The 19,313-nt window shown below is 71.0% G+C and carries 17 protein-coding genes; 8 read left to right on the top strand and 9 right to left on the bottom strand.

Annotated elements, in window-relative coordinates:
- Positions 1-119 precede the first annotated feature (119 nt).
- Positions 120-953: a PhzF family phenazine biosynthesis protein gene (locus tag IF20_RS03870; RefSeq protein ID WP_052863429.1), complete on the bottom strand. Its 834-nt coding sequence runs from the start codon at positions 951-953 to the stop codon at positions 120-122.
- Between the two features lie 222 nt (positions 954-1,175).
- On the opposite strand from IF20_RS03870, the gene IF20_RS03865 reads away from it, so the two are divergent.
- A complete protein-coding gene (locus IF20_RS03865; protein ID WP_052863530.1) occupies positions 1,176-1,769 on the top strand; it encodes a PadR family transcriptional regulator in 594 nt (197 codons plus the stop codon).
- Positions 1,770-1,978: 209 nt separating this feature from the next.
- On the opposite strand, the gene IF20_RS03860 is transcribed toward IF20_RS03865, so the two are convergent.
- Positions 1,979-2,521: a type II toxin-antitoxin system Rv0910 family toxin gene (locus tag IF20_RS03860; RefSeq protein WP_052863428.1), complete on the bottom strand. Its 543-nt coding sequence runs from the start codon at positions 2,519-2,521 to the stop codon at positions 1,979-1,981.
- A gap of 435 nt (positions 2,522-2,956) precedes the next feature.
- Between IF20_RS03860 and IF20_RS03855 the strand changes: the two genes are divergently transcribed.
- Positions 2,957-3,502, top strand: a complete 546-nt coding sequence (locus tag IF20_RS03855) for a Clp protease N-terminal domain-containing protein (RefSeq protein WP_052863427.1) — start codon at positions 2,957-2,959, stop codon at positions 3,500-3,502.
- Positions 3,503-3,669: 167 nt separating this feature from the next.
- Positions 3,670-4,686 (top strand): EamA family transporter, encoded by a 1,017-nt coding sequence (locus IF20_RS03850; protein ID WP_052863426.1) that lies wholly within the window; start codon positions 3,670-3,672, stop codon positions 4,684-4,686.
- Between the two features lie 112 nt (positions 4,687-4,798).
- On the opposite strand, the gene IF20_RS03845 is transcribed toward IF20_RS03850, so the two are convergent.
- On the bottom strand, positions 4,799-5,509 hold the full coding sequence (locus tag IF20_RS03845; protein WP_052863425.1) for a pyridoxamine 5'-phosphate oxidase family protein: 711 nt from the start codon (positions 5,507-5,509) through the stop codon (positions 4,799-4,801).
- A gap of 37 nt (positions 5,510-5,546) precedes the next feature.
- Here IF20_RS03845 and IF20_RS03840 point away from each other — a divergent pair, with 37 nt between their 5' ends.
- Both IF20_RS03840 and IF20_RS03835 read left to right on the top strand, forming a co-directional pair.
- Entirely contained in the window at positions 5,547-6,878 is a 1,332-nt protein-coding gene (locus IF20_RS03840) for an aminotransferase class I/II-fold pyridoxal phosphate-dependent enzyme (protein WP_052863424.1), read from the top strand.
- 226 nt (positions 6,879-7,104) lie between these two features.
- Entirely contained in the window at positions 7,105-8,025 is a 921-nt protein-coding gene (locus IF20_RS03835; protein ID WP_052863529.1) for a helix-turn-helix domain-containing protein, read from the top strand.
- Positions 8,026-8,211: 186 nt separating this feature from the next.
- Here IF20_RS03835 and IF20_RS03830 read toward each other — a convergent pair whose 3' ends face one another.
- Positions 8,212-9,276 carry a DMT family transporter gene (locus IF20_RS03830; RefSeq protein ID WP_052863423.1) on the bottom strand — a complete coding sequence of 355 codons (1,065 nt, stop codon included), beginning with the start codon at positions 9,274-9,276 and terminating at the stop codon, positions 8,212-8,214.
- Positions 9,277-9,351: 75 nt separating this feature from the next.
- On the opposite strand from IF20_RS03830, the gene IF20_RS03825 reads away from it, so the two are divergent.
- Positions 9,352-10,257: a LysR family transcriptional regulator gene (locus IF20_RS03825; protein ID WP_052863422.1), complete on the top strand. Its 906-nt coding sequence runs from the start codon at positions 9,352-9,354 to the stop codon at positions 10,255-10,257.
- 472 nt (positions 10,258-10,729) lie between these two features.
- Here the strand turns inward: IF20_RS03825 and IF20_RS03820 are convergent, their stop codons facing one another.
- The 3 genes from IF20_RS03820 to IF20_RS03810 form a co-directional block, all read right to left on the bottom strand.
- The gene (locus tag IF20_RS03820) at positions 10,730-11,998 is read right to left on the bottom strand and encodes a carboxyl transferase domain-containing protein (protein ID WP_110943754.1); all 1,269 of its coding nucleotides are present in this window, start codon (positions 11,996-11,998) and stop codon (positions 10,730-10,732) included.
- A gap of 517 nt (positions 11,999-12,515) precedes the next feature.
- Positions 12,516-14,042 (bottom strand): acyl-CoA synthetase, encoded by a 1,527-nt coding sequence (locus IF20_RS03815; protein ID WP_052863421.1) that lies wholly within the window; start codon positions 14,040-14,042, stop codon positions 12,516-12,518.
- A 206-nt stretch (positions 14,043-14,248) separates the two neighbouring features.
- The gene (locus IF20_RS03810; protein ID WP_052863420.1) at positions 14,249-15,655 is read right to left on the bottom strand and encodes an SLC13 family permease; all 1,407 of its coding nucleotides are present in this window, start codon (positions 15,653-15,655) and stop codon (positions 14,249-14,251) included.
- A 492-nt stretch (positions 15,656-16,147) separates the two neighbouring features.
- Between IF20_RS03810 and IF20_RS03805 the strand changes: the two genes are divergently transcribed.
- Positions 16,148-16,882 carry a FadR/GntR family transcriptional regulator gene (locus IF20_RS03805; RefSeq protein ID WP_052863419.1) on the top strand — a complete coding sequence of 245 codons (735 nt, stop codon included), beginning with the start codon at positions 16,148-16,150 and terminating at the stop codon, positions 16,880-16,882.
- A 5-nt stretch (positions 16,883-16,887) separates the two neighbouring features.
- On the opposite strand, the gene IF20_RS03800 is transcribed toward IF20_RS03805, so the two are convergent.
- The gene (locus IF20_RS03800; protein ID WP_052863418.1) at positions 16,888-17,358 is read right to left on the bottom strand and encodes a pyridoxamine 5'-phosphate oxidase family protein; all 471 of its coding nucleotides are present in this window, start codon (positions 17,356-17,358) and stop codon (positions 16,888-16,890) included.
- Positions 17,359-17,675: 317 nt separating this feature from the next.
- Here IF20_RS03800 and IF20_RS03795 point away from each other — a divergent pair, with 317 nt between their 5' ends.
- Entirely contained in the window at positions 17,676-18,338 is a 663-nt protein-coding gene (locus IF20_RS03795; RefSeq protein WP_052863417.1) for an isochorismatase family protein, read from the top strand.
- Between the two features lie 90 nt (positions 18,339-18,428).
- Here the strand turns inward: IF20_RS03795 and IF20_RS03790 are convergent, their stop codons facing one another.
- A complete protein-coding gene (locus tag IF20_RS03790; RefSeq protein ID WP_110943752.1) occupies positions 18,429-19,064 on the bottom strand; it encodes a Rieske (2Fe-2S) protein in 636 nt (211 codons plus the stop codon).
- Positions 19,065-19,313 lie beyond the last annotated feature (249 nt).

Below are 19,313 nucleotides of genomic sequence, written 5' to 3'. Positions count from 1 at the left end.
GGAGGGCGTTGGCGCGAGCGACGTCGCCGCCAGCCACCTAGCCACCTACCCCTCCCCAGCCACCCATCCCTCCCCAGCCACCAGCCCCCACCCCGTCATCCCCCTCCCGTCTGCTCACCTCACCGCCCAGGGCGCGTCGTCTCCGTCAGCTCGCCCTCGATGACGGTCACCGCGTTGCCGGTCAGCAGCGTGCGGTCGCCGCGTAGCGCGGTACGCACGAGGCCGGTACGGGCGGAGCCCTGAAGTCCGGTCAGCTCGTCGCGGCCCAGTCGCGCTGACCAGAACGGCGCGAGCGCCGTGTGCGCGCTCCCCGTTACCGGGTCCTCATCGATGCCGACACCAGGGAAGAAGCATCGCGTGACGAAGTCGTAGTCGCCGTTGGGGTGGTCGGCGCGCGCGGTCGCGATCACGCCCCGGTTCGAGCAGTGCACCAGCGCCGCGAGGTCGGGTGACAGTTCGCGTACGGTCCGCTCGTCCGCCACTTCCACGAGCAGGTCTCCCACCTGCGGGCCCGTCTCGTACGTGGAGATCGGCTCGGTGCCGAGCGCCGCGGCCAGCCCCTCCGGTGCCGGTACCGCGGTGAGCGGCGCGGTGGGGAAGTTCATCCGGATCGATCCGTCGTCGGACGCCTCGGTGGTGAGTACGCCGCTGCGGGTGGCGAAGCGGACCGTGCCGGTGGCGATGCCGGCGGAGTGCAGGACGTGCGCGGTGGCGAGCGTGGCGTGGCCGCACATGGTGACCTCGGCGGCGGGGGTGAGCCAACGCAGTGCCCAGTCCGCTTCGTCGCTGTCCGGAAGCGGCAGCGCGAACGCGGTCTCCGAGAGGTTCACCTGGGCGGCCATCTGCTGCAGCCAGGACTGCTCGGGATACGACGGGCCGTCCAGCGGGATGACTCCTGCCGGGTTGCCGCCGAAGGGATGGGTGGTGAAGGCGTTGACGATATGGATCTTCATGGCCCGAGCGTAAGCAGTTCGCTTCATCGCTCGCGAGTGCCAATCCGAAAAGATTGGACTGATCCACTTGCTATTGGATCGGTTGCAGGCCCCCTGGGTCATCGATGTGGCCACCTCGCAGAGTCCACCTCGGCCCACCTTTCCTGCCGGTGCTTGCTCGCCGAACGCTCCCGATATATCGTTGAAGCATCGCGACAGATCAAAGATAGGAGTGACGTGAAGATGCGTACCCATGGAAACGAACACTGGGGTCCCGGGCGTCGAGGTGGCGGCCGGGGCGAGTACGAGGGGCGGCGGGCCGCGTTCGGGCCTTTCGGGCCGCCCTTCGGTGGGCCTCCGTTCGGCGGCGGCCGAGGTCGGGGAGGTCCGCGCGGTCGTGCGCGGCGTGGCGACGTACGCGCCTCGATCCTGGCGCTGCTCAAGGATCGGCCCATGCACGGTTACGAGATGATCCAGGAGATCGCCGAGCGCAGCGGTGGCGCGTGGAAGCCGAGCCCCGGCTCGGTCTACCCGACGCTGCAGCTGCTGGAGGACGAGGGGCTGATCGCCAGCCGGAGCGAGGGTGGCAAGAAGCTGTTCGAGCTCACCGATGAGGGACGTACGGAGGCGGAGGGCGGCTCGGATGCTCCCTGGGAGGACGCCGGGCGCGGCGTCGACTGGGAGGCGATGAGTGAGATCCGCAAGGCCGGCGGTGGCCTCGTCGAAGCGTTCCGGCAGGTGTGGGCGACCGGTACGCCCGAGCAGCGCGAGAAGGCGATCTCGGTGGTCAATCGGGCGCGGAAGGAGCTCTATCTGATCCTCGCCGAGGATGAGTGAGCCAAGTGCCCCCAAGTGAAAGCGAGGGCCGTGGTCGGGACGATGCCCGATCGCGGCCCTCGTGCACTCGGTCCACCGGTCGATCGCTGTGCGGGTCGAGCGGATCGAGCGGATCGAGTAGATCGGGTGGATCGGGTGGATCAGGCTCATGGGCGGATCGGGTGGGTCGGGCCGATCGGCTGTGATCAACAGGTGGACCGGTGCGTCGGTCAAGCGACGAGCGCCGCAAGCCTGCCGAGCGACTCTTCGAGCGCCGACTTCGCCGAATCCTTGAGCTTGCCGGCCATCAACGAGACGGCCGCGCCGGTGAACGACCCGTCGATCCGAACGGTCGTCGCCTCGATCACTGCCCTCTTCCCTTCTGTCTCCCCTTCTGTCCTGCTTGCGACTGTTCTCCTACCCCCGGCAGTGGAAGTCTCCGCGGCGGGGGCCTCTGTGGTGGAGGTTTCCTCCGCGCCGGCCGGCACGAGGGCGTACCGCATACGGAGACTGACGCCCATCGGGCCCTTGCCCTCGATATCGAGCAGACGCGCCGGCTCCACGGCGCGCACTGTCCAGCTCACCTCGGCGGGAAAGCCCATGAGCTTCATGTTCTCCGAGTAGGCGGCGCCGGGTTCCAGCGTCGCCGGGCCTCCTTGGGGGAAGCTGGTATGAGTGGCGTTCCACTGGTCGTAGGTGTCGAAGTCGGTCACGTGGCGCCATATCTCTTCCGCTGGCGCTGCGATGCGGGCCTGGGCGGTGACGTCGGCCATGTGGGCACCCTTCGGTGAGGCCTGCTGGGTCGTCCTTGTCGGGGACGACCCTGACGGGAGCCAGACGGCCGTGCGTCCGGCCGAGCTCCCACTCCGCTGGTGCCGCGGAAGGTAGCCGCTGGTGACGCAAGGTTCAAGCCTGATGGCCCGTCAGGTTACGCATGGTGTGCCTCGGTGTGGTGTGCCTCGGCGTGGAGCGCGTCGGTATAGCGCGTACCGGTACGGAGTGCACCGGTACGGAGCGCACCGGCATGTCGCGACGGCCGGTGGGCTCCTCAGAGGGCTCCGTGCTCCGGGCTCCCGGCCCCCGTGTACGTGCCGGGCATATCCTCCGTAGGGATGAGATTTCGTTCCCAGGTGCCCAACCATGGTGGGATGCGCAAATGCTCCCTGCCGCGGATGTTCCGGTAGCAAGAGCCTGGTGGGGTGGGTACTGTGCAAAACCGTACTGCGTACAACAGCGGAGCGGGTCCGTCTCCGGAGGACCTCGACGCTCGTCTGACTGTCGAGCTCGCGTCGGTGCTCTCAGCTGCCCGCAGGCGGGCCACGCGCGATGGCGACCGACAAGTGGACACCGCCCACCTGCTGCACGGGCTGCTCGAATCCGACCCTGCCGTGCGTGAGGTGGTCGACCCCGAAGGCGACAGGACCGCGCGACTGCTGGGCTACCTGGTGCAGCGCAGCATCGGTTACGGCTTGCAGTGGCACGGCACCGTGGAGGACTCCGGCGCCGTGCCGATGGTTGCGGAGGGCGGAGTTCCGGGCTGGTCGCCGGCCGCGGCTGCCGCCATGGACGGCGCATTGGACCGTGCGCACGCCCGTTACGCAGTGCGCGCCGAGTGTCTCGATCTCCTCGCCGCGCTCGTCGACGACTCCGAATGCCGGGCCGTCGAAGTGCTGCGCCGCGCCTCTGTCGATACGGGGCTCCTCGCAGCCCGGCTGGACCGGCAGACCCAGGAAGTGGTGGCGGACGAGGTGTAGCCGCGCGCTCCCTTCCCGCAGCTCAGTGCGATAGTGGCCGGCCTGCTGTGCGCCATGTGGTGCCCGAGCTCGCTATGTCGCAGCAAGCCCTGATTTCTCCCCCTGCCCCTCGCTGCGACAGGGGTATCTTTGATGACGCTGCTGACCTCTCCTGTCATGATGTCCGGATGCACGAGACGTCGGGGACGGAAACGAGCCAGAGTGGCCGGTCGAGAGGGTTCGGTCTCGGCCTCGCCCTCCTGTCGGCCTTGGCCTTCGGGGGATCGGGTGTGGCCGCGAAACCATTGATCGTGGCCGGTCTGGATCCGCTGCACGTCACCTGGTTGCGGAGCGCGGGCGCTGCACTCGTCATGTTGCCGGTCGCCTGGCGGCACCGCGCCCTGCTGCTGCGACGTCCCGCGCTGCTCCTGGGCTTCGGCCTGCTCGCCGTGGCGGGCGTCCAGGCGTGCTACTTCGCCGCGCTGTCCCGTATCCCGGTCGGTGTCGCGCTGCTCATCGAGTACCTCGCACCCGCCCTCGTTCTCGGCTGGGTGCGCTTTGTGCAGCGTCGCCCCGTCAGCCGCGCCGCCGCGGTCGGGGCGGTCCTCGCCGTCGGTGGTCTGGCCTGTGTCGTCGAGGTGTGGGCGGGGCTGAGCTTCGATGTGCTCGGACTGGCGCTCGCGCTCGGCGCGGCCTGCTGCCAGGTGGGGTACTTCGTCCTCTCCGATCGCGGCGGTGACGACGAGGACGCCGTCCACCCGCTCGGTGTGATCGCGTACGGACTGTTCTTCGGTGCGCTCCTCCTGACCCTGGTGGCGCGGCCCTGGAACATGGACTGGTCGGTGCTTGCGGGCAGCGCGAACATGCATGGCACGGCCGTTCCCGCCGTGCTGCTTCTCGCCTGGCTGGTGCTGCTGGCGACGGTGCTGGCCTACCTCACCGGCGTGATCTCCGTACGCCGGCTGTCGCCCCAGGTCGCGGGTGTCGTTGCCTGCCTGGAGGCGGTGATCGCGACCGTGCTGGCCTGGGTGCTGCTCGGCGAGCACCTGTCCGCGCCGCAGGTCATCGGCGGCGCGGTGGTACTCATCGGCGCGTTCATCGCACAGTCCAGCACGCCCAAAGCGCCCCGGGATGTGGCCTCGGGCGGCACCGGTGACGAGACGCATGCGAAGGCCACGCTGCCGGCCGGAAGGACCGGCAGGTAAAGACCGCTGATCGGTCGTCGCGACGCTCGGTGCTGGTCCTGCCGCTGAACGTGGCGTATCGCGTACGGCAATTCCTGTGGCGGGCCCCGAGGGTAGACGGGCATGGCCGACCTCAGAGGTTCTGCAGGTAGGCGGGGGCAGCGATGCCGGGGGCCAGGTCGTCGGAGGGTATGGGCGCGCCGTACGTCGGGGTCACCGGGACGACACCGCTCCAGTGCGGGAGCGAAAGGTCCTCGGGGTCGTCGTTCGGCCCGCCGGTACGGATCTTGGCCGACACCTCCGTCAGGTCGAGCCGGATGACTGCCGTGGCGGCCAGTTCCTTGGTGTTGCCGGGACGGGAGTCGGCGGCGCGGCCGGGGACGACGTGATCCACCAGTGCGTCGAGTGCTGCGGTCTTTTCCTCGGGGTCGGTGACCTGGTGGGCGGTGCCGTGGACCACGACGCTGCGGTAGTTGATGGAGTGGTGGAACGCGGAGCGGGCGAGGACCAGTCCGTCAACGTGGGTGACCGTCACGCACACCGCCAGACCCGGGTCCTTCTCACCGGCCATCCGCAACGGCCGCGAGCCCGTGGAGCCGTGGAGGTAAAGCCGGTTGCCGACCCTGCCGTAGAGGGTGGGGAGCACGACCGGGGCACCGTCGCGGACGAAGCCGAGGTGGCAGACGTACCCGGCGTCGAGGATCGAGTGCACGGTGTCGTGGTCGTACGCGGCGCGGTTGGCGGATCGGGTCGGGACCGTGCGCTCGCCCGGGGCGTAGGTGGCGGGGGACTCCGGGGACTCTGCGCCGGCTTCGGTCGTTGTGGCGGATGCGGGCTCAGGCATCTTGCGAACTCCATTGCACTAGTGCATAATCATGTTTGTGCTAGGAGAGTATCGGATCGAAGGGCGGCGCGCATCGGAAATTGCCGCCAGCGTCGAGCGAGCCATCGGTGCGGGCGAGCTCCAACCAGGTGAAGTCCTCCCGCCCATGCGGGAGTTGGCTGTCTATCTAGAGGTGAATCCCAACACGGTCGCGTCCGCCTATCGGACACTGCGCGACCGCGGAGTGGTCGAAACCGCCGGGCGACGCGGTACTCGCGTGCGGCCACGCCCCACCAGTACGCCGCGCGAGGCACTGCGGGTCGACGTTCCGCCGGGCGTGCGAAATGTCTCCGACGGCAATCCCGACCCCGAGCTGCTTCCGGCGCTCGGCCCGGCACTCGCCGCCGCGGCCGACCGTGCCGCCGCTCGCCCGACGCTGTACGGCGCGCCGTTGGTGGACGAGGAGCTGGCCGAGCTGGCCCGAGCCGCTTTCGACGCCGACGGGGTGCCGGCCGGCCCGGTCACCCTCACCTCCGGCTCGCTCGACGCCATCGAGCGCGTCCTCGCCGCCCACCTCCGTCCGGGCGACGCGGTGGCGGTCGAGGATCCGGGCTGGGGGAGCCTGTTGGACCTCATCCCGGCACTCGGGTTGCGTCCCGTTCCGGTGGGAGTCGACCAGGACGGACCGCTGCCGACCGAGCTGGAGCGCGCGCTGGCGCTCGGAGTGCGAGCGGCGATCGTCACGGACCGGGCGCAGAATCCGACCGGCGCGGCGGTGAGTGCGACGCGCGCCGAGGAGCTTCGCTCGCTGCTGGCCGAACACCCGACGGTCGTGCTGGTCGAGGATGACCACAGTCATGGTCTCGTCGACGTCCCCCTGACCCCTCTGGCCGGGGTGACGGATCACTGGGTGCTGATCCGGTCCACGGCCAAAGCCTACGGCCCGGACCTGCGACTGGCGGTGGTCACCGGCGACACGCTCACCGTCGACCGAGTGGGTGGACGGCAGCGGCTCGGACCCGGCTGGGTGAGCCATCTGCTGCAGGACACGGTGGCCCACCTCTGGCAGACGGGAGCCGTGGACCCGGACGAGGTCGCCAAGTCCTATGGGCGGCGCCGCGACGACCTGATACGAGCCCTGGCCGAGCGGGGTGTCCAGGCGCACGGCCGGAGCGGGATGAACGTCTGGGTGCCGGTCCCGGACGAGACGGGCGCGGTGTCACGACTGCTGCATGCCGGCTGGGCGGTGGCCCCTGGAGCCCGGTTCCGGATGGATTCCCCGCCCGGCATACGCATCACGGTGTCCAGCCTCTCCCACGAGGACATCGAACCGCTCGCCACAGCCGTGGCCGCGGCCTGCCTACCGGGGGAGGCCCGGCGCTACGGCTGACAAGTCGGTGGCGCGCAAGGGGGAGAGCGCTGGGGACCGCCCGACCGTTCGATGTGGTCGACAGTCGATAGCAGGAAGCAATGAGGGGGAAACGGTGTGGCCCGATGGGTGGTCGGAAGAGGGAAAGAGAACGTCCGCGGAACGGGGAAAGGGAACGTCCGCGGAAGAGGAGAAGGGAACGTTCTCGGAAGAGGGAAAGGGAACGTCCGTCGACGACTCGTGGAGTATCGGTGAGCTCGCCGAGCGGGCGGGCGTCACCGTCAAGACTGTTCGCTTCTACTCCGACCGCGGGCTGTTGCCCGAAGCTCGACGCAGTGCCGGGGGACATCGTCGGTACGGCGCGGAAGCGCTCGACCGGCTTCGGTTGATCCGATCCCTTCGCGCGCTCGACCTCCCGGTTCCCGACGTTGGCCGAGTTCTCGACCAGGAGGAGGCGCTGGAGGGCGTCATCGCGGGGCAGCTGCGGGAGCTCGGTTCGCGGATGGCCGCACTGCGGTGGCGGGAGGCTGCCCTCCAGTTGCTGCGGGACGCCGCGCCCGAGGAGCGGGCCGATCGGTTGCGGCTGATCGGTGCGGTGACCACGGCATCCGCGCCGCCCTCCACGGCGGTCATGGCGCGCTTCTGGCGGGGACTGCTGCCCGCGCGACTTCCGACGAGGCTGAGGTCCGCGATGGTGGAGGCGGCGGTACCGCAGCCGCCGGGGGACCCGACGCCGGCGCAGGTGCTGGCCTTCGCCCGGCTGCATGCCATCGCCTCCGACGTCCGGCTCGCCGCCGAACTCTGCCCGCGCGACGGGTCATCGGCCGCGGAAGACTACCGCCCGGCCGTGCTGTACGACGGGCTCGGCGAGGCGTATGCGCTGGCCTCGGCGGATGTGCGGGCCCGACGGACGCCGCGCGAGGGCGAGGCGCTGGACTGCTTCGTCGCCGCGCACGCCCGGTCGCTCGGAATGCGGGACACGCCTGTGTTCCGGCGCCGGCTCAGCGAGCGACTCGAGCGCGGAGCCCATCCCCGGATGGGGCGTTACTGGCGACTGGTCGCCGAGGTGACAAGCCGGGAGCCGGGTTCGCAGGAACCGAACCTCGGCACCACGGACGACTGGTTGCGAGCGGCCTTGGATGCGCAGATATCCCGGCTGGTGGGTTGACCTGCCCATTGAACTGTCCATTGACCTGACCGTTGATCTGTCCCCTCGCCCGAGGCGCTGGGCAAGGGGCGGGGTGACCAGCCCAGCGGGCTCGAGCCGACCCGAACCGCGCCTACGGCCTGGTCACTGAGCGGCACAAGGCCCGGCCGCGGCCCCGGGGCCCCGGAGGCCGGCCTTGGCGGGAGGTCAGGAGCGGGGTGATCGGGGACGGGGTGATCGGGGACGGCTTTGGGTGAGGGCCGCGCCGGCCAGGACTATCAGGGCGCCTACCGGGGTGTTCCAGCCGAGGTGTTCGCCCAGGACGGCGACCCCGGCGGTGGTGGCGATGACCGGGATGAAGTAGGTGACCATCTGTGCGGTGGTGGGGCCGACCTCGGCCACCAGGCCGTATTGGAGGAGGAAGGCGAAGCCGGTGCCGAGGGCGCCGAGGGCGACGATCGCGAGCAGGGGGACGACGGGGAATGAGGGTGGGAACGAGGTGAAAAGCGGGGTGACCACGGCGAGCTGCAGTGTGGCGAGCAGCAGTTGGGCGCTCGACATCGAGAGGCTGGAGTCCTTGGAACCGGCGAGGGTGCGACGGACGTAGATCCAGCCGATCGGATAGCAGAGCGAGGCGCCCAGGGCCATGACCGTGCCCAAGGGGTCCGTACCGGAGAAACCTTGCCAGGCGCCGAGGACGGTCAGTACGCCGAGGAAGCCGAGGCCCAGGCCCGCGACGCGGCGGCGGGTGGGGCGGTCCTCGGACAGTGCCACGACGGAGAGGGCCATGCCCCACAGCGGGGAGGTGGCGTTGCAGATGCCGGCCAGAGTGGAGGGGATGGTCAGTTCGGAGTAGGCGAAGAGCGAGAAGGGCAGCGCGTTGAGGAACAGGGCTGCCACCGCCAGGTGAGCCCAGGTGCGTCGGCCTCGGGGCAGTCGCTGCCGCTTGGCGATGAGCACGGCGGCGAGTACGGCCGTCCCGAAGATCATGCGGCCGAGCGTGACCTGGAGCGGGGCGTATCCCTGTGTGCCGACCTTGATGAAGAGGAAGCTGAATCCCCAGATCAGGGCCAGCACGGCGAAGCGAATGCGCCAGTCGAGAGCGGGACGAGGAGCGGTGCGGGGAGAGGCCCGCAGGGTGTCGCCTCTGCCGGGAGCGGGAGCGGGAGCGGGAGCGGGTGCGGGTGCGGGAGCGGGAACGGGAGTGGGTGCGGAAGCCGGAGCGGTGGCGGAGGTCGGGCGGGGTGACGAGGAGGTGGCGGCGGTGCTCATGGCGTCAACGATCGCGTGCGGTCATCGCGTAGCACAAGTGAGATTTTGTGCGCCCCACCGCTTAGCATCGCTTATATGTTGAACATGGAGAGGCTGCGGACGCTCAGCGCCGTGGCGCGGCACGGTTCGGTACGCGCGGCGGCCGAAGGGCTGCACGTCACCACCTCCGCCGTCTCGCAGCAGCTGGCCAAGCTGGAGCGGGAAACGGGCCAGCAACTGCTGGTCAAGAATGGGCGTGGGGTACGTCTGACCGATGCGGGCCGGCTACTCGCCGGCCACGCGGCACGCATCCTCTCGCAGGTCGAGCTGGCCGAGGCCGAGCTGGAGGCGCACCGCGGGCAGGCGGTGGGGGAGCTGCGGATGGGAGCCTTCCCCACGGCGGCGCGTGGCCTCTTCCCGGACGCGCTAGCTGCGCTGATCGTTGATCATCCGCAGCTGCGGGCGCGGCTGTGGGAGATGGAGCCGGGCGACTCGGTGCGGGCGGTGGTACGGGGCGACATCGACCTGGGTGTCGTACTGGACTGGTACAACCGGCCGTTGTCGCTGCCCGAGGGGCTGGCGAAGGCGCCGCTGCTGGACGACCCGGCGGATGTCGCCATGCCGTCGGATCACCGGTTGGCGGGACGGCGGACAGTGGAGCTGGAGGACTTCGCGGACGATGCGTGGATCTCCTGGCCGCAGGGGGAGTTCTGCCATGACTGGCTGATGTTCACGCTGCGGAGCAAGGGGATCGAGCCGCGGATCGCGCACATGGCCGAGGAGCACGGCACGCAGCTCGCGCTGATCGCCCGGGGGCTCGGGGTGGCGGTGGCGCCGCGGCTCGGGAGGGGGCCGGTTCCCGAGGGCGTCAGCGTGGTGCCCGTACGGCATCCGATGCGGCGGCATGTGTATGCGATCTGGCGCGCCGACGCGGATCGCCGCCCGTCGATCCGTGCGGCGGTCGGCGCATTGCGCGAAGTGGGGCGAGTGCTGGAGGTGTGAGGCGCGGGCGGGTGACGGGGGCGGAGGGGGCGAGGCGCGCGGTGCTGAGGAGCGGGGTGCTGAGGCGCGCGGCGCTGAGGAGCGGGCAGCCCGGGGCCAGGCGTCGCCGCCGGGCCGCCGGGGCCTCGCGCTCTCCGTAGCCGCCGGGCCGCCGGGCCGCCGGGCCCTCACGTTCTCCGTCGCCGTTCGGTCGCTGGGGCGGGCTCGCGCTCTCTTGCCGGTCGAGCGCCTGGGCCTCGCTTCCTCCTCGCTCGCCCGAACGGCGGGTTCTGCTTTCTCCTCGCCGCCCGACCGGCGAGGCCTTGCTGTCCGGGTGCCCCGGCCTCTCCCCACGCCGCCCTCCGCCCCTGCACCGCCTGGCAGCCGCCTTACGCCCGACATCCGCCTTACGCCCCGGCGCCGTCTGGTACATGGCCACTGGGACGAAGAAAGGTCGGGGCCGGGACCGGAGTTGGGGCGGGGGCGGGTTGGGTCAGTTCGCGGGGACGATGCCGCGGATGAGGCCCAGGGCCATCAGGTCCTGGGGGCGTAAGTGGAGTTGGTCAGCGGTTCGGGGGACGTCGGCGGGGGTGCGTTTGAGGATGGCGGTGGCCAATTCCGGGGCGATGACGGAGAAGTAGCTGTCCGGGGTCGCCCACAGGCGGCCCGGCGCGGCCAGTGCGAGCGCTCCGCCCGAGCCGCCCTCGCCGATGAGGAGCGAGGTCAGCGGTGTGCGGGCGTCGGCCATCGCCGTGAAGAGGTCCGCGATGGCCGCACCGGCGCCGGACTGTTCGGCCGCCGCGTCGTTGGCCGCGCCCGGGGTGTCCACGAGGGTGAGGACGGGGATGCCGAGCCGGTCGGCGAGGCGTACGAGCCGGGCCGCGGTGCGGAAGCCGGCCGGGCGGGTGGCCGTACCGCACTGTGCCGCGTACGCCACCGTACGGCCTGCCCGGTGGCCGAATCCGCAGCGCATGCCGTCGTCCACGCCACCGCACCGGTCGCCGCTGATCTCCTCGCGCCAGTCGAAGTACGTGTCCAGGTACGCGTCGGCGCGCGGGCGGGTGGGGGCGCGGGTCCGCCGTACCGCGCTCCAGCCGGATTCCGGCAGGTCACCCGTGCCCTGTGCCGTCGGTACCGGTGCCGCTTCCTCGTCCGTGGTGGCCAGCAGCCGGAGCCAACGGGCGAGGGTGGCCCGCAGCCCCTCGGGTGGTACGACCGCGTCGACGTGTCCCGTGGCCAGTTGACCTTCGGCGGTGTACGCGGACGGATCGGCGTCGGCGGGTCGTACGCGGGAGCCGGCGAAGCCGACCTGCGCGCCTGGCAGGGCGAGGACGACGTCCGCGCCCGCGCCGAGCGTCGCCCAGCCGCCGCCGGTCGTCGGGTCGCGCAGCACTGCGACCTGCGGGAGGCCGGCGGCGCGGTTGAGCGCGGACTGCCCGGCGATGCGCTGCAGTTGGGTGAGGGCGAGCATGCCCTCCTGCATGCGGCTGCCGCCGGTGGCGATCAGGGAGACGACCGGGAGACGGAGTTCGCGGGCCCGAGTGTAGGCGGCTTCGAGGCGGTCGCCGGTGTGCCGGCCGAGGGAGCCGCCGAGGTAGCGGAACTCGAAGGAGATGACGACGGCGCGGGTGCCGCCGAAGTCGGCGGTGCCGCAGACGACGGACTCCCGCTCGCCGGTCGTCTCGGTGGCACGGGTTCGCGCGGCGCCGTAGCCGTCCCAGCGGAGGGGACCGTCGTCGGGGGTGGGCTGCCTCCCTGACATCACATCCTGGTCAGGGGTGGGTTCCGTTCCCGAGATGGGCCCCGTCTCAGGAGTAAGGGGCTGCACCGATGTGGGTGCCTGTGCCGGTGCGGGGTCCTGTGCGGAGTGCTCTCGCGATGTGGGCTCCCGCTCGGGCGGGCCGTGGGCCGGCCGCGACGGAGCGGAGGGCGACACCGGGGTGGCCGACCCGCGCTCCGTGCCGGTCGGCGCCGCCGCCGGAGCGGCGGGTACGGCTGGCTCCGAGCCGGGGAACGGCCGGAAGGTGCCCTCGTCCGTCAGGCGGGCCAGCACCTCCCGCGCGGACAACCAGGCCGCGGGTGCGCCCGCGGACTTCGACGGGTCCGCGGACTTTGATGGGTCCGCGGACTTTGATGGGTCCGCGGGCGGCGCGTCCGCAGACTTCGGGCCTGCGGACGCGCCGCCCGCGGGACCCCCGCCGCCCATACCCTCAGCGCCGCTCATGCTCTCAGCGTGGTCCATGCCCCCGGCGCCGCCCATGCCGTCCTCGTTCGTGTGGTTACGCATGGAGGCCCCGCTTGAGGATCTTGCCCATGTCGTTGCGCGGCAGGGCGTCGAGGAAGTGGACGACGCGTGGGCGCTTGTGGGGCGCGAGCTGGGCGGCGACGTGGTCGATGAGTTCCTGGGGCGACGGTGCGGCACCACCGTTCTCATCCGGTGCGGGGACGATCCAGGCCACGATGCGCTCCCCGAGGTCCTCGTCCGGCTCGCCGGTGACCGCGGCCTCGGCGACGCCGGGGTGCTCCAGCAGCGAGTTCTCGATCTCGCCCGCGCCGATCTTGTAGCCGCCGCTCTTGATCAGGTCGGTGGCCTTGCGGCCGACGATCCGGTACCGGCCGCCCGCGTCCCGGGTGGCCATGTCCCCCGTACGGAACCAGCCGCCGTCGAACGCCTCGGCCGTCGCGTCCGGCCGGTTCAAATACTCCACGAAGAGGTTCGGGCCGCGTACCTGGATCTCGCCGACCGTCTCGCCGTCGCTCTCCTCGATGACCGTGCCGGACTCGTCGACCAGCCGCGCATGGACACCCGGCAGCGGCACCCCGACCGTCCCCGGCGCGCCCGTGTCGTCGGCGCGGACCGCGGTGTTCATGAGCGTCTCGGTCATGCCGTACCGCTCGACGACCCGCGCGCCGGTCGCCGCCATGATCTTCTGATGGTCCGTGAGCGGCAGCGCTGCCGAGCCGGAGACCAGCAGCCGCGCCCCGCCCAGCGCCTTGGCGAGCGCCGGGTTGTCACCCGCCTCGGCGGCCAGCCGGTGGTACATGGTCGGCACGCCGAAGAGCATCGTGCCGGCACCGGCCAGTTCGCGCGCCACGCCTTCGGTGGAGAAGCGGCCGAGGTGGTGCACGGTGCCGCCGCGGCGCAGCGGACCGAGGATCCCGAGGATCAGGCCGTGGACGTGGAACAGCGGCAGGCCGTGGACGAGTACGTCGTCAGCGGTCCACTGCCATGCCTCCTCCAGTGCGTCCAGCGTGGACGCGATCGCACGCCGGGGGATCACCACACCCTTGGGGCGGCCCGTCGTGCCGGAGGTGTACACGATGACGGCGGGGGCCTCGGCACCCGGTTCCGGAGGCAGCTCGACCGGTCCGGCGGTCGTCCAACGGGGTTCGCTGCCCTCGGCCGTCGCGCCCGATTCCGTCCCTTCGTACCCCTCGTGCCCCTCGTGCCTCTCGTGCGGGTCGACGTCGATGCGGGGGAGTGCGGCGAGGGGGCCGGGGAGTTCGGTGCTCGGTTCGGTCAGGACGAGCGTGGGCGCGCTGTCGGACACGATGTGCGCCAGTTCGCTCTCGCCGATCTTCGGGTTGACCGGTACGGCCGGGATTCCGGCGAGCAGCGCGGCGACCACCGCGACCGACGTCTCCAGCGTCGGCGTCGCCCACACCGCGACCCGTCGCTCCGCACCGATCCGCTCGGCGAGCGTGCCGGCGGCAGCGGCGAGCTGCCCGTAGGTCAGCGCGCGGTCCTGGAAACGCAGTGCGGTACGGGAGGACGCCGTACGCAGCGCCGGGAAAAGCTCGTTCACCGAAACTCCTTCGTTCTCTTGCTGTGTGCGTACCCATTCCTGGATACCCGAGGTCCCTGTGGGTCCGTGGAGTGGGTCTATGGACCTACGGACCTACGGACCTACGGACTCGTGGAACTGTGGAACTGTGGCTCTATGAGCCTGTGGACTACGGGCCTGTGAACTTGTGAACTTGTGATCTATGGGCTTGGGAGGGCCCTGCGGGCTCAGCCGAAGCCCGGTACGACCAGCGCGAGCCAGACCAGCGCCGGAACGGCCACGACCACGAGGGCTCCGTATACCATCAACTGCCGGAAGAAACCGTCCCGGTCGACATTCTTGGCGTTCGCCAACACGAGTGCGCCGTTCGTGGAGAACGGACTCACGTCGACCACGGTGGCGGACACCGCGAGCGCCGCGACCATGCCCACCGCCCCGATCGAGCCCTGCGCCAGGAACGGTACGGCCAGTGGGATCAGGGCTCCGATGATGCCGACCGAGGAGGCGAACGCGGAGACCAGCGCGCCGATGTAACACAACAGCAGCGCGGCGAGCAGCGGTATGCCGATACCCCCCACGGCGTGGCCCGCCCAGGTGATGGTGCCCATCTCGTCCAGGACCCCGACGTAGGTGAGGACGCCGCAGATCAGCAGCACGGTGGGCCAGGTGATTTCCGAGACCGCGGCCTTGCTGTCCTGCGGCCATACGGCGCTGAGGGCGGCGGCGAGGGTGATCGCCGTCAGGCCGGCGTCCAGGTCCAGGACGAGGACCGCCACGACCAGCGCCAGCAGGGCGAAGAGGGTCGCGATACGGGCCGGGGTGAGGGAGAGGGCACCCGCCGCCGCGTCCGTCCGGGCGTCACCACTCGTACGTGGGCCGGCGTCGACGTCCCCCTTCGGCGTCGCGCGCTTCGGCTCGCTCCCGACCGTCGACTTCGACGTGCTGTCGGCACTCGTCCGTGTGGTGTTCTCGGTGCGGCTGTCGGCACCTCTGAGCGTGGTGTCTTCCGTAGAGCCGGTGCCACCCGTCCGGGGGAGTCGGAGTCCGCCGAGAGCGACGAAGAGGGCTGCCGCGATGACGAGGTTGACGACCAGGCTGGCGGTGAAGAGCGCGAGTGGGCTGCCGGGCAGGTGCTCGCGCGCGACGATGCCGTTGACCGTCGAGCCGTAGATGCTGATCGGCGAGAACCCGCCGGCCTGCGCGCCGTGCACCACCAGCGCGCCCATCAGCAGTGGACTGATGCCGTACTGGGCCGCGAAGCCGAGCGCGAGCGGCGCGACGATGGCCACCGCCGCCGGGCTGACCGCGCCGATCGCGGTGAGGGTGCCGGTGACCGCGAACATCACCCACGGGATCAGTGCCACCCGGCCGCCGACCAGGCGTACCGAGGCGTGCACCAGCCAGTCGGTGGTGCCGTTGGCGCGGGCGATGGCGAACAGGTACGTCACGCCGACCAGGACCACGAACAGGTCGCCGGGGAAGCCGGCGAAGATGTCGTCCGCGCTCATGCCCGCGACCAGGGTGCCCACGCCGAAGGCGGCGGCGAAGGCCAGCGCGCCCATGTTGATGGACCGGGTCGTGGCCAGCACGAAAACCACGGCGAGCACGAGGATCGAGATCACTTCGGGTGACATCTGCGGCTCCGTTCGTGGCCGGCCTGAGCGGCTCGACGTGTGGCCTGGCCGGCTTGGGGGTGAGGTGGTGGGGATGAGGGGGTGGTGGGGATGAGGTGGTGGGGGCGAAGGGGGGAGACGGCGGGGCGGGCAAGGCGGTACGGGGGCCCGACGGCACCGACGAGGTGACGGCGCCGACGGGACGAGGCGTGCGTCCGGCGGTGGCGGTGTACGTGCACCGATCCACGCGCCGACTCACGCGCTGACTGACGCACTGACTGATGCGCTGAGTCATGCGCTGGCCCACGCACTGAGTCACGTGCTGACTCACGCAGCGACCCATGTGTTGACTCATGCACCAACTCATGTGCTGAAGCACGAGCTGAATGACGCACTGAATGACGCGCTGACTCATGCACTGGCTCAGTGGACGATTGGCTGAGCCACTTTGATGGCCAAAGGCGAGGGGCGTCAATAGTCTTGGCACCACGAACGAACCGAGGGGGCGACCGGATGTCCGAGGCACTGCGGCCGATGACCAGGCCACGGCTCTACGAGCAGGTGGTCGAAAGACTGCGCCAGTACGCCGGCGAAAGCGGGCTGGGCGCGGGGGACCGCCTGCCCCCGGAACGCGAACTGGCCCAACGGCTAGGGGTCAGCCGGGCATCGGTGAAGCAGGCCATCGTGGTGCTGGAGGTGCAGGGCCTGGTCGAGGTCCGGCACGGCGGCGGTACCTACCTGGTGCGCGACACCCTGGACGCCGCCGAACCGGTCGAGCGGCTGGTCGAGCGCCGGCGCCGGCTGCCCGACGTACTGGAAGCGCGCGAAGCGATGGAGACCAAGCTCGCCGAACTGGCCGCCCGCCGCCGTACGGACGCCGACCTCGAAGCACTCGACGACGCCCTCACGCACATGGCGGAGGAGGTCGCGGACGGCGGCCCGGGCGTGGAGGGTGACCGCCGCTTCCACGCCGCCGTCACCGCGGCCGCGCACAGTGCGCTGCTCGCCGACTTCATGCGCTCCATCGCCGAGCAGATCACCGAGAGCCGCAACGAATCGCTGCGCCAGCCCGGCCGCCCCAAGCGTTCGCTCGCCCAGCACCAGCGGATCCTGGAGGCCATTCGCGAAGGCAATCCGAGGAGCGCCGCCACGGCCATGCGCCGACACCTCCGTACGGTCGCCGAGGTACGGCTACTGACCTGGACGCCGGAGGACGCCACGAACGTGCCGGACGCGCCGGACTGCTGAGCGCTTCAGCTCGGGAGCTTGCGGAAGTCCCACGATGCCACGGCGGCCGGGGTGAGCCGGAGCCAGGCGTGCCGGCCGTCGTGCGGCATCGTGTCCATGCCGAAGTACTTCGCCGCGAAGAGACGCTCGGGCTCGACCAGCTCCGGACAGGGCTCGCCACGGCGGGGGGCCTCGCCGACGAACACGACGCTGCCCGACAGTTCGGCGCCGCGCAGCTCACCGTATTCGTGGCCGTCGTCGACCACGACCGCCGTCCGCGGGTCCTTCACGAGCTGCGCCCAGCGCTTGCTGCGAGTGAGGGAGTACAGCCACAGCGACGTGCCGTCCCACACGAACCACAGTGCGCCGACGTGCGGTGCGCCGTCCGGTCCCACCGTGGCGATCCGGCAGGTCCGCTGCCGGGCCAGGAAGGTGTCCAGCTCCTCCGGGCTCATCATGATCCGGCGTCCTCTGCGCTGCCCCGCCGCTGTCGTCATCTGCAGCCACCTCCGGTGTGCGGTACGTCTGTCGAACGTCCTTGCTCGCGCGTCCTTGCTCGCGCGTCCTTGCTCGCGCGTCCTTGCTCGCGCGTCCTTGCTCGCGCGTCCTTGCTCGCGCGTCCTCGCTCGCGCGTCCTCGCTCGCGCCGTGCCGCGTCAGGCCTCGGGTTCCCCGACTCACGGTGGAGCCCGTGCCCACCACTCGCGGCGGACTCTGGTCGTCTGACCAAGTGTCAGGAATCATGGGCCCTCGGCTCCGCGAGCGCAATGGATACCCGTCCCGACCGCCCGCCCCGCCCCCAGGAGGCATCCCGTATGGCCACGGACACCCAGGGAAACCAGGCCGCCCAACTGGTCGAGCAGCTCGACCCGGCAACCACCGCACTGCTCACCGTCGAGTGCCAGAACGGCGTCGTCGGACCGGAGAGCGCTATGCCCGAACTGGCCGAGGTGGCGCGTACCTCCGGTGCGCTCACTCAGGTGGCCCGGCTGACCGCCGCCGCGCACGAGGCCGGTGTGCAGGTGCTGCACGCGGTGGCCGAACGCCGGCCCGACGGCCGCGGCGCCAATCGCAACGCCCGTCTCTTCCGCGCCGCCGGGCGGCTGCCCGTACAGCAGCTCACCGGGACGGACGCGGTGCGGATCGCCGACCCGGTGCCGGTGGCCGAGGAGGACCTGATCGTGCGCAGGCTGCACGGGCTGTCGCCGATCGCCGGTACGGACGCGGACGCGCTGCTGCGCAATCTCGGCGTCCGCAGCGTCGTGGTCGTCGGCGTCTCGGCGAACGTGGCCATACCCAACGCGGTCTTCGACGCGGTCAACCTCGGCTACACGGCGGTGGTGCCGGCCGATGCCATCGCCGGGGTGCCCGCCGAGTACACCCCGGCCATGGTGCGTAACACCCTCGCCCTGGTCGCCACCGTCACCTCCACGGACGCGGTGCTCACCTGTTGGGAGCGACCGCGCCGGGCGCGGTGAGACGGCGTGCGGGTGAGCCGGCGTGCCGGCGTTTCGACGTTTCGGCGAGCCGGTGTGGCGGTGCGGTGATGGGACGGTGTTGCGGTGTGCTCAGGTCAGTTCGATCTCGCCGCCGCTTACCTTGAGCGGTACGGAGGACAGGCCCTTGGTCGCCGGGCCGTGGCGAACGCTGCCGTCCGCGATGGCGTACTTGCTGCCGTGGCAGGGGCAGTTGATCGTGCCGCCGCTGACCTTGCCGACCAGGCAGCCCGAATGGGTGCAGACCGCCGAGAAGGCCTTGAAGTGGCCATCGGTGGGCTGGGTCACCACGATCTTCTGCGCCTTGAAGATCTTGCCGCCGCCGGAGGGGATCTCCGAGGTCTTGGCCAGTGCCTTGCCTCCGCCACGGCTCGCGCCACCGCCCTCGGAGGACGCCGAACCGCCGGACGACGGGGAGCCACCCGAGGACGGGGAGCCCGGCGAGGCCGGTGAAGCCGACGGGGACGACGAGCCGTAGTTGCCGCCCCCGCCTCCGCCGCCCCCGCTTCCGGTGTCGTTACCGCACGCCGCGAGCGCCGCGGTCAGCCCAGCGGCACCGGCCGCCGCCACGAACGTGCGCCGAGCGCTACCGAGGCGTACCGACGTTCCGCCCGGCTCCGGCGTTCTGCTCGCCCTCGGCGTCCCGCCCGGTTTCGGCGCCCCGTCCGGCTCCGGCGTTCCGTCCTGCTTCGGTGATGGTGAACTCATGGTGCCTCCACAGGTCCCGGCCCCGGTCGGGAGTCGGGACGGATCCTGGGGACCGGTGGTGTACCGGTCCCGTGCGGGTGTCCACTGGCCCTTGTGAAGGTTCCATACGGACCGCGAGCCTCCGGTGTTCAGCGGCTCTGCCGATCGGGTGGTCGTCGGACCGCACCGCACCGCCCGATGCGCACCTCTACTTGTCCACCGGTCAGCTCGTCCGCCGGTCTGCTCGTCCACCGGTCAGCTTCTCAGGGG

The organism is Streptomyces niger (assembly GCF_000718305.1).
Lineage (GTDB): Bacteria > Actinomycetota > Actinomycetes > Streptomycetales > Streptomycetaceae > Streptomyces > Streptomyces niger.
The sequence above is the reverse complement of the archived record's forward strand: the minus strand, read 5'-3'. Positions and strand labels throughout refer to the sequence as shown.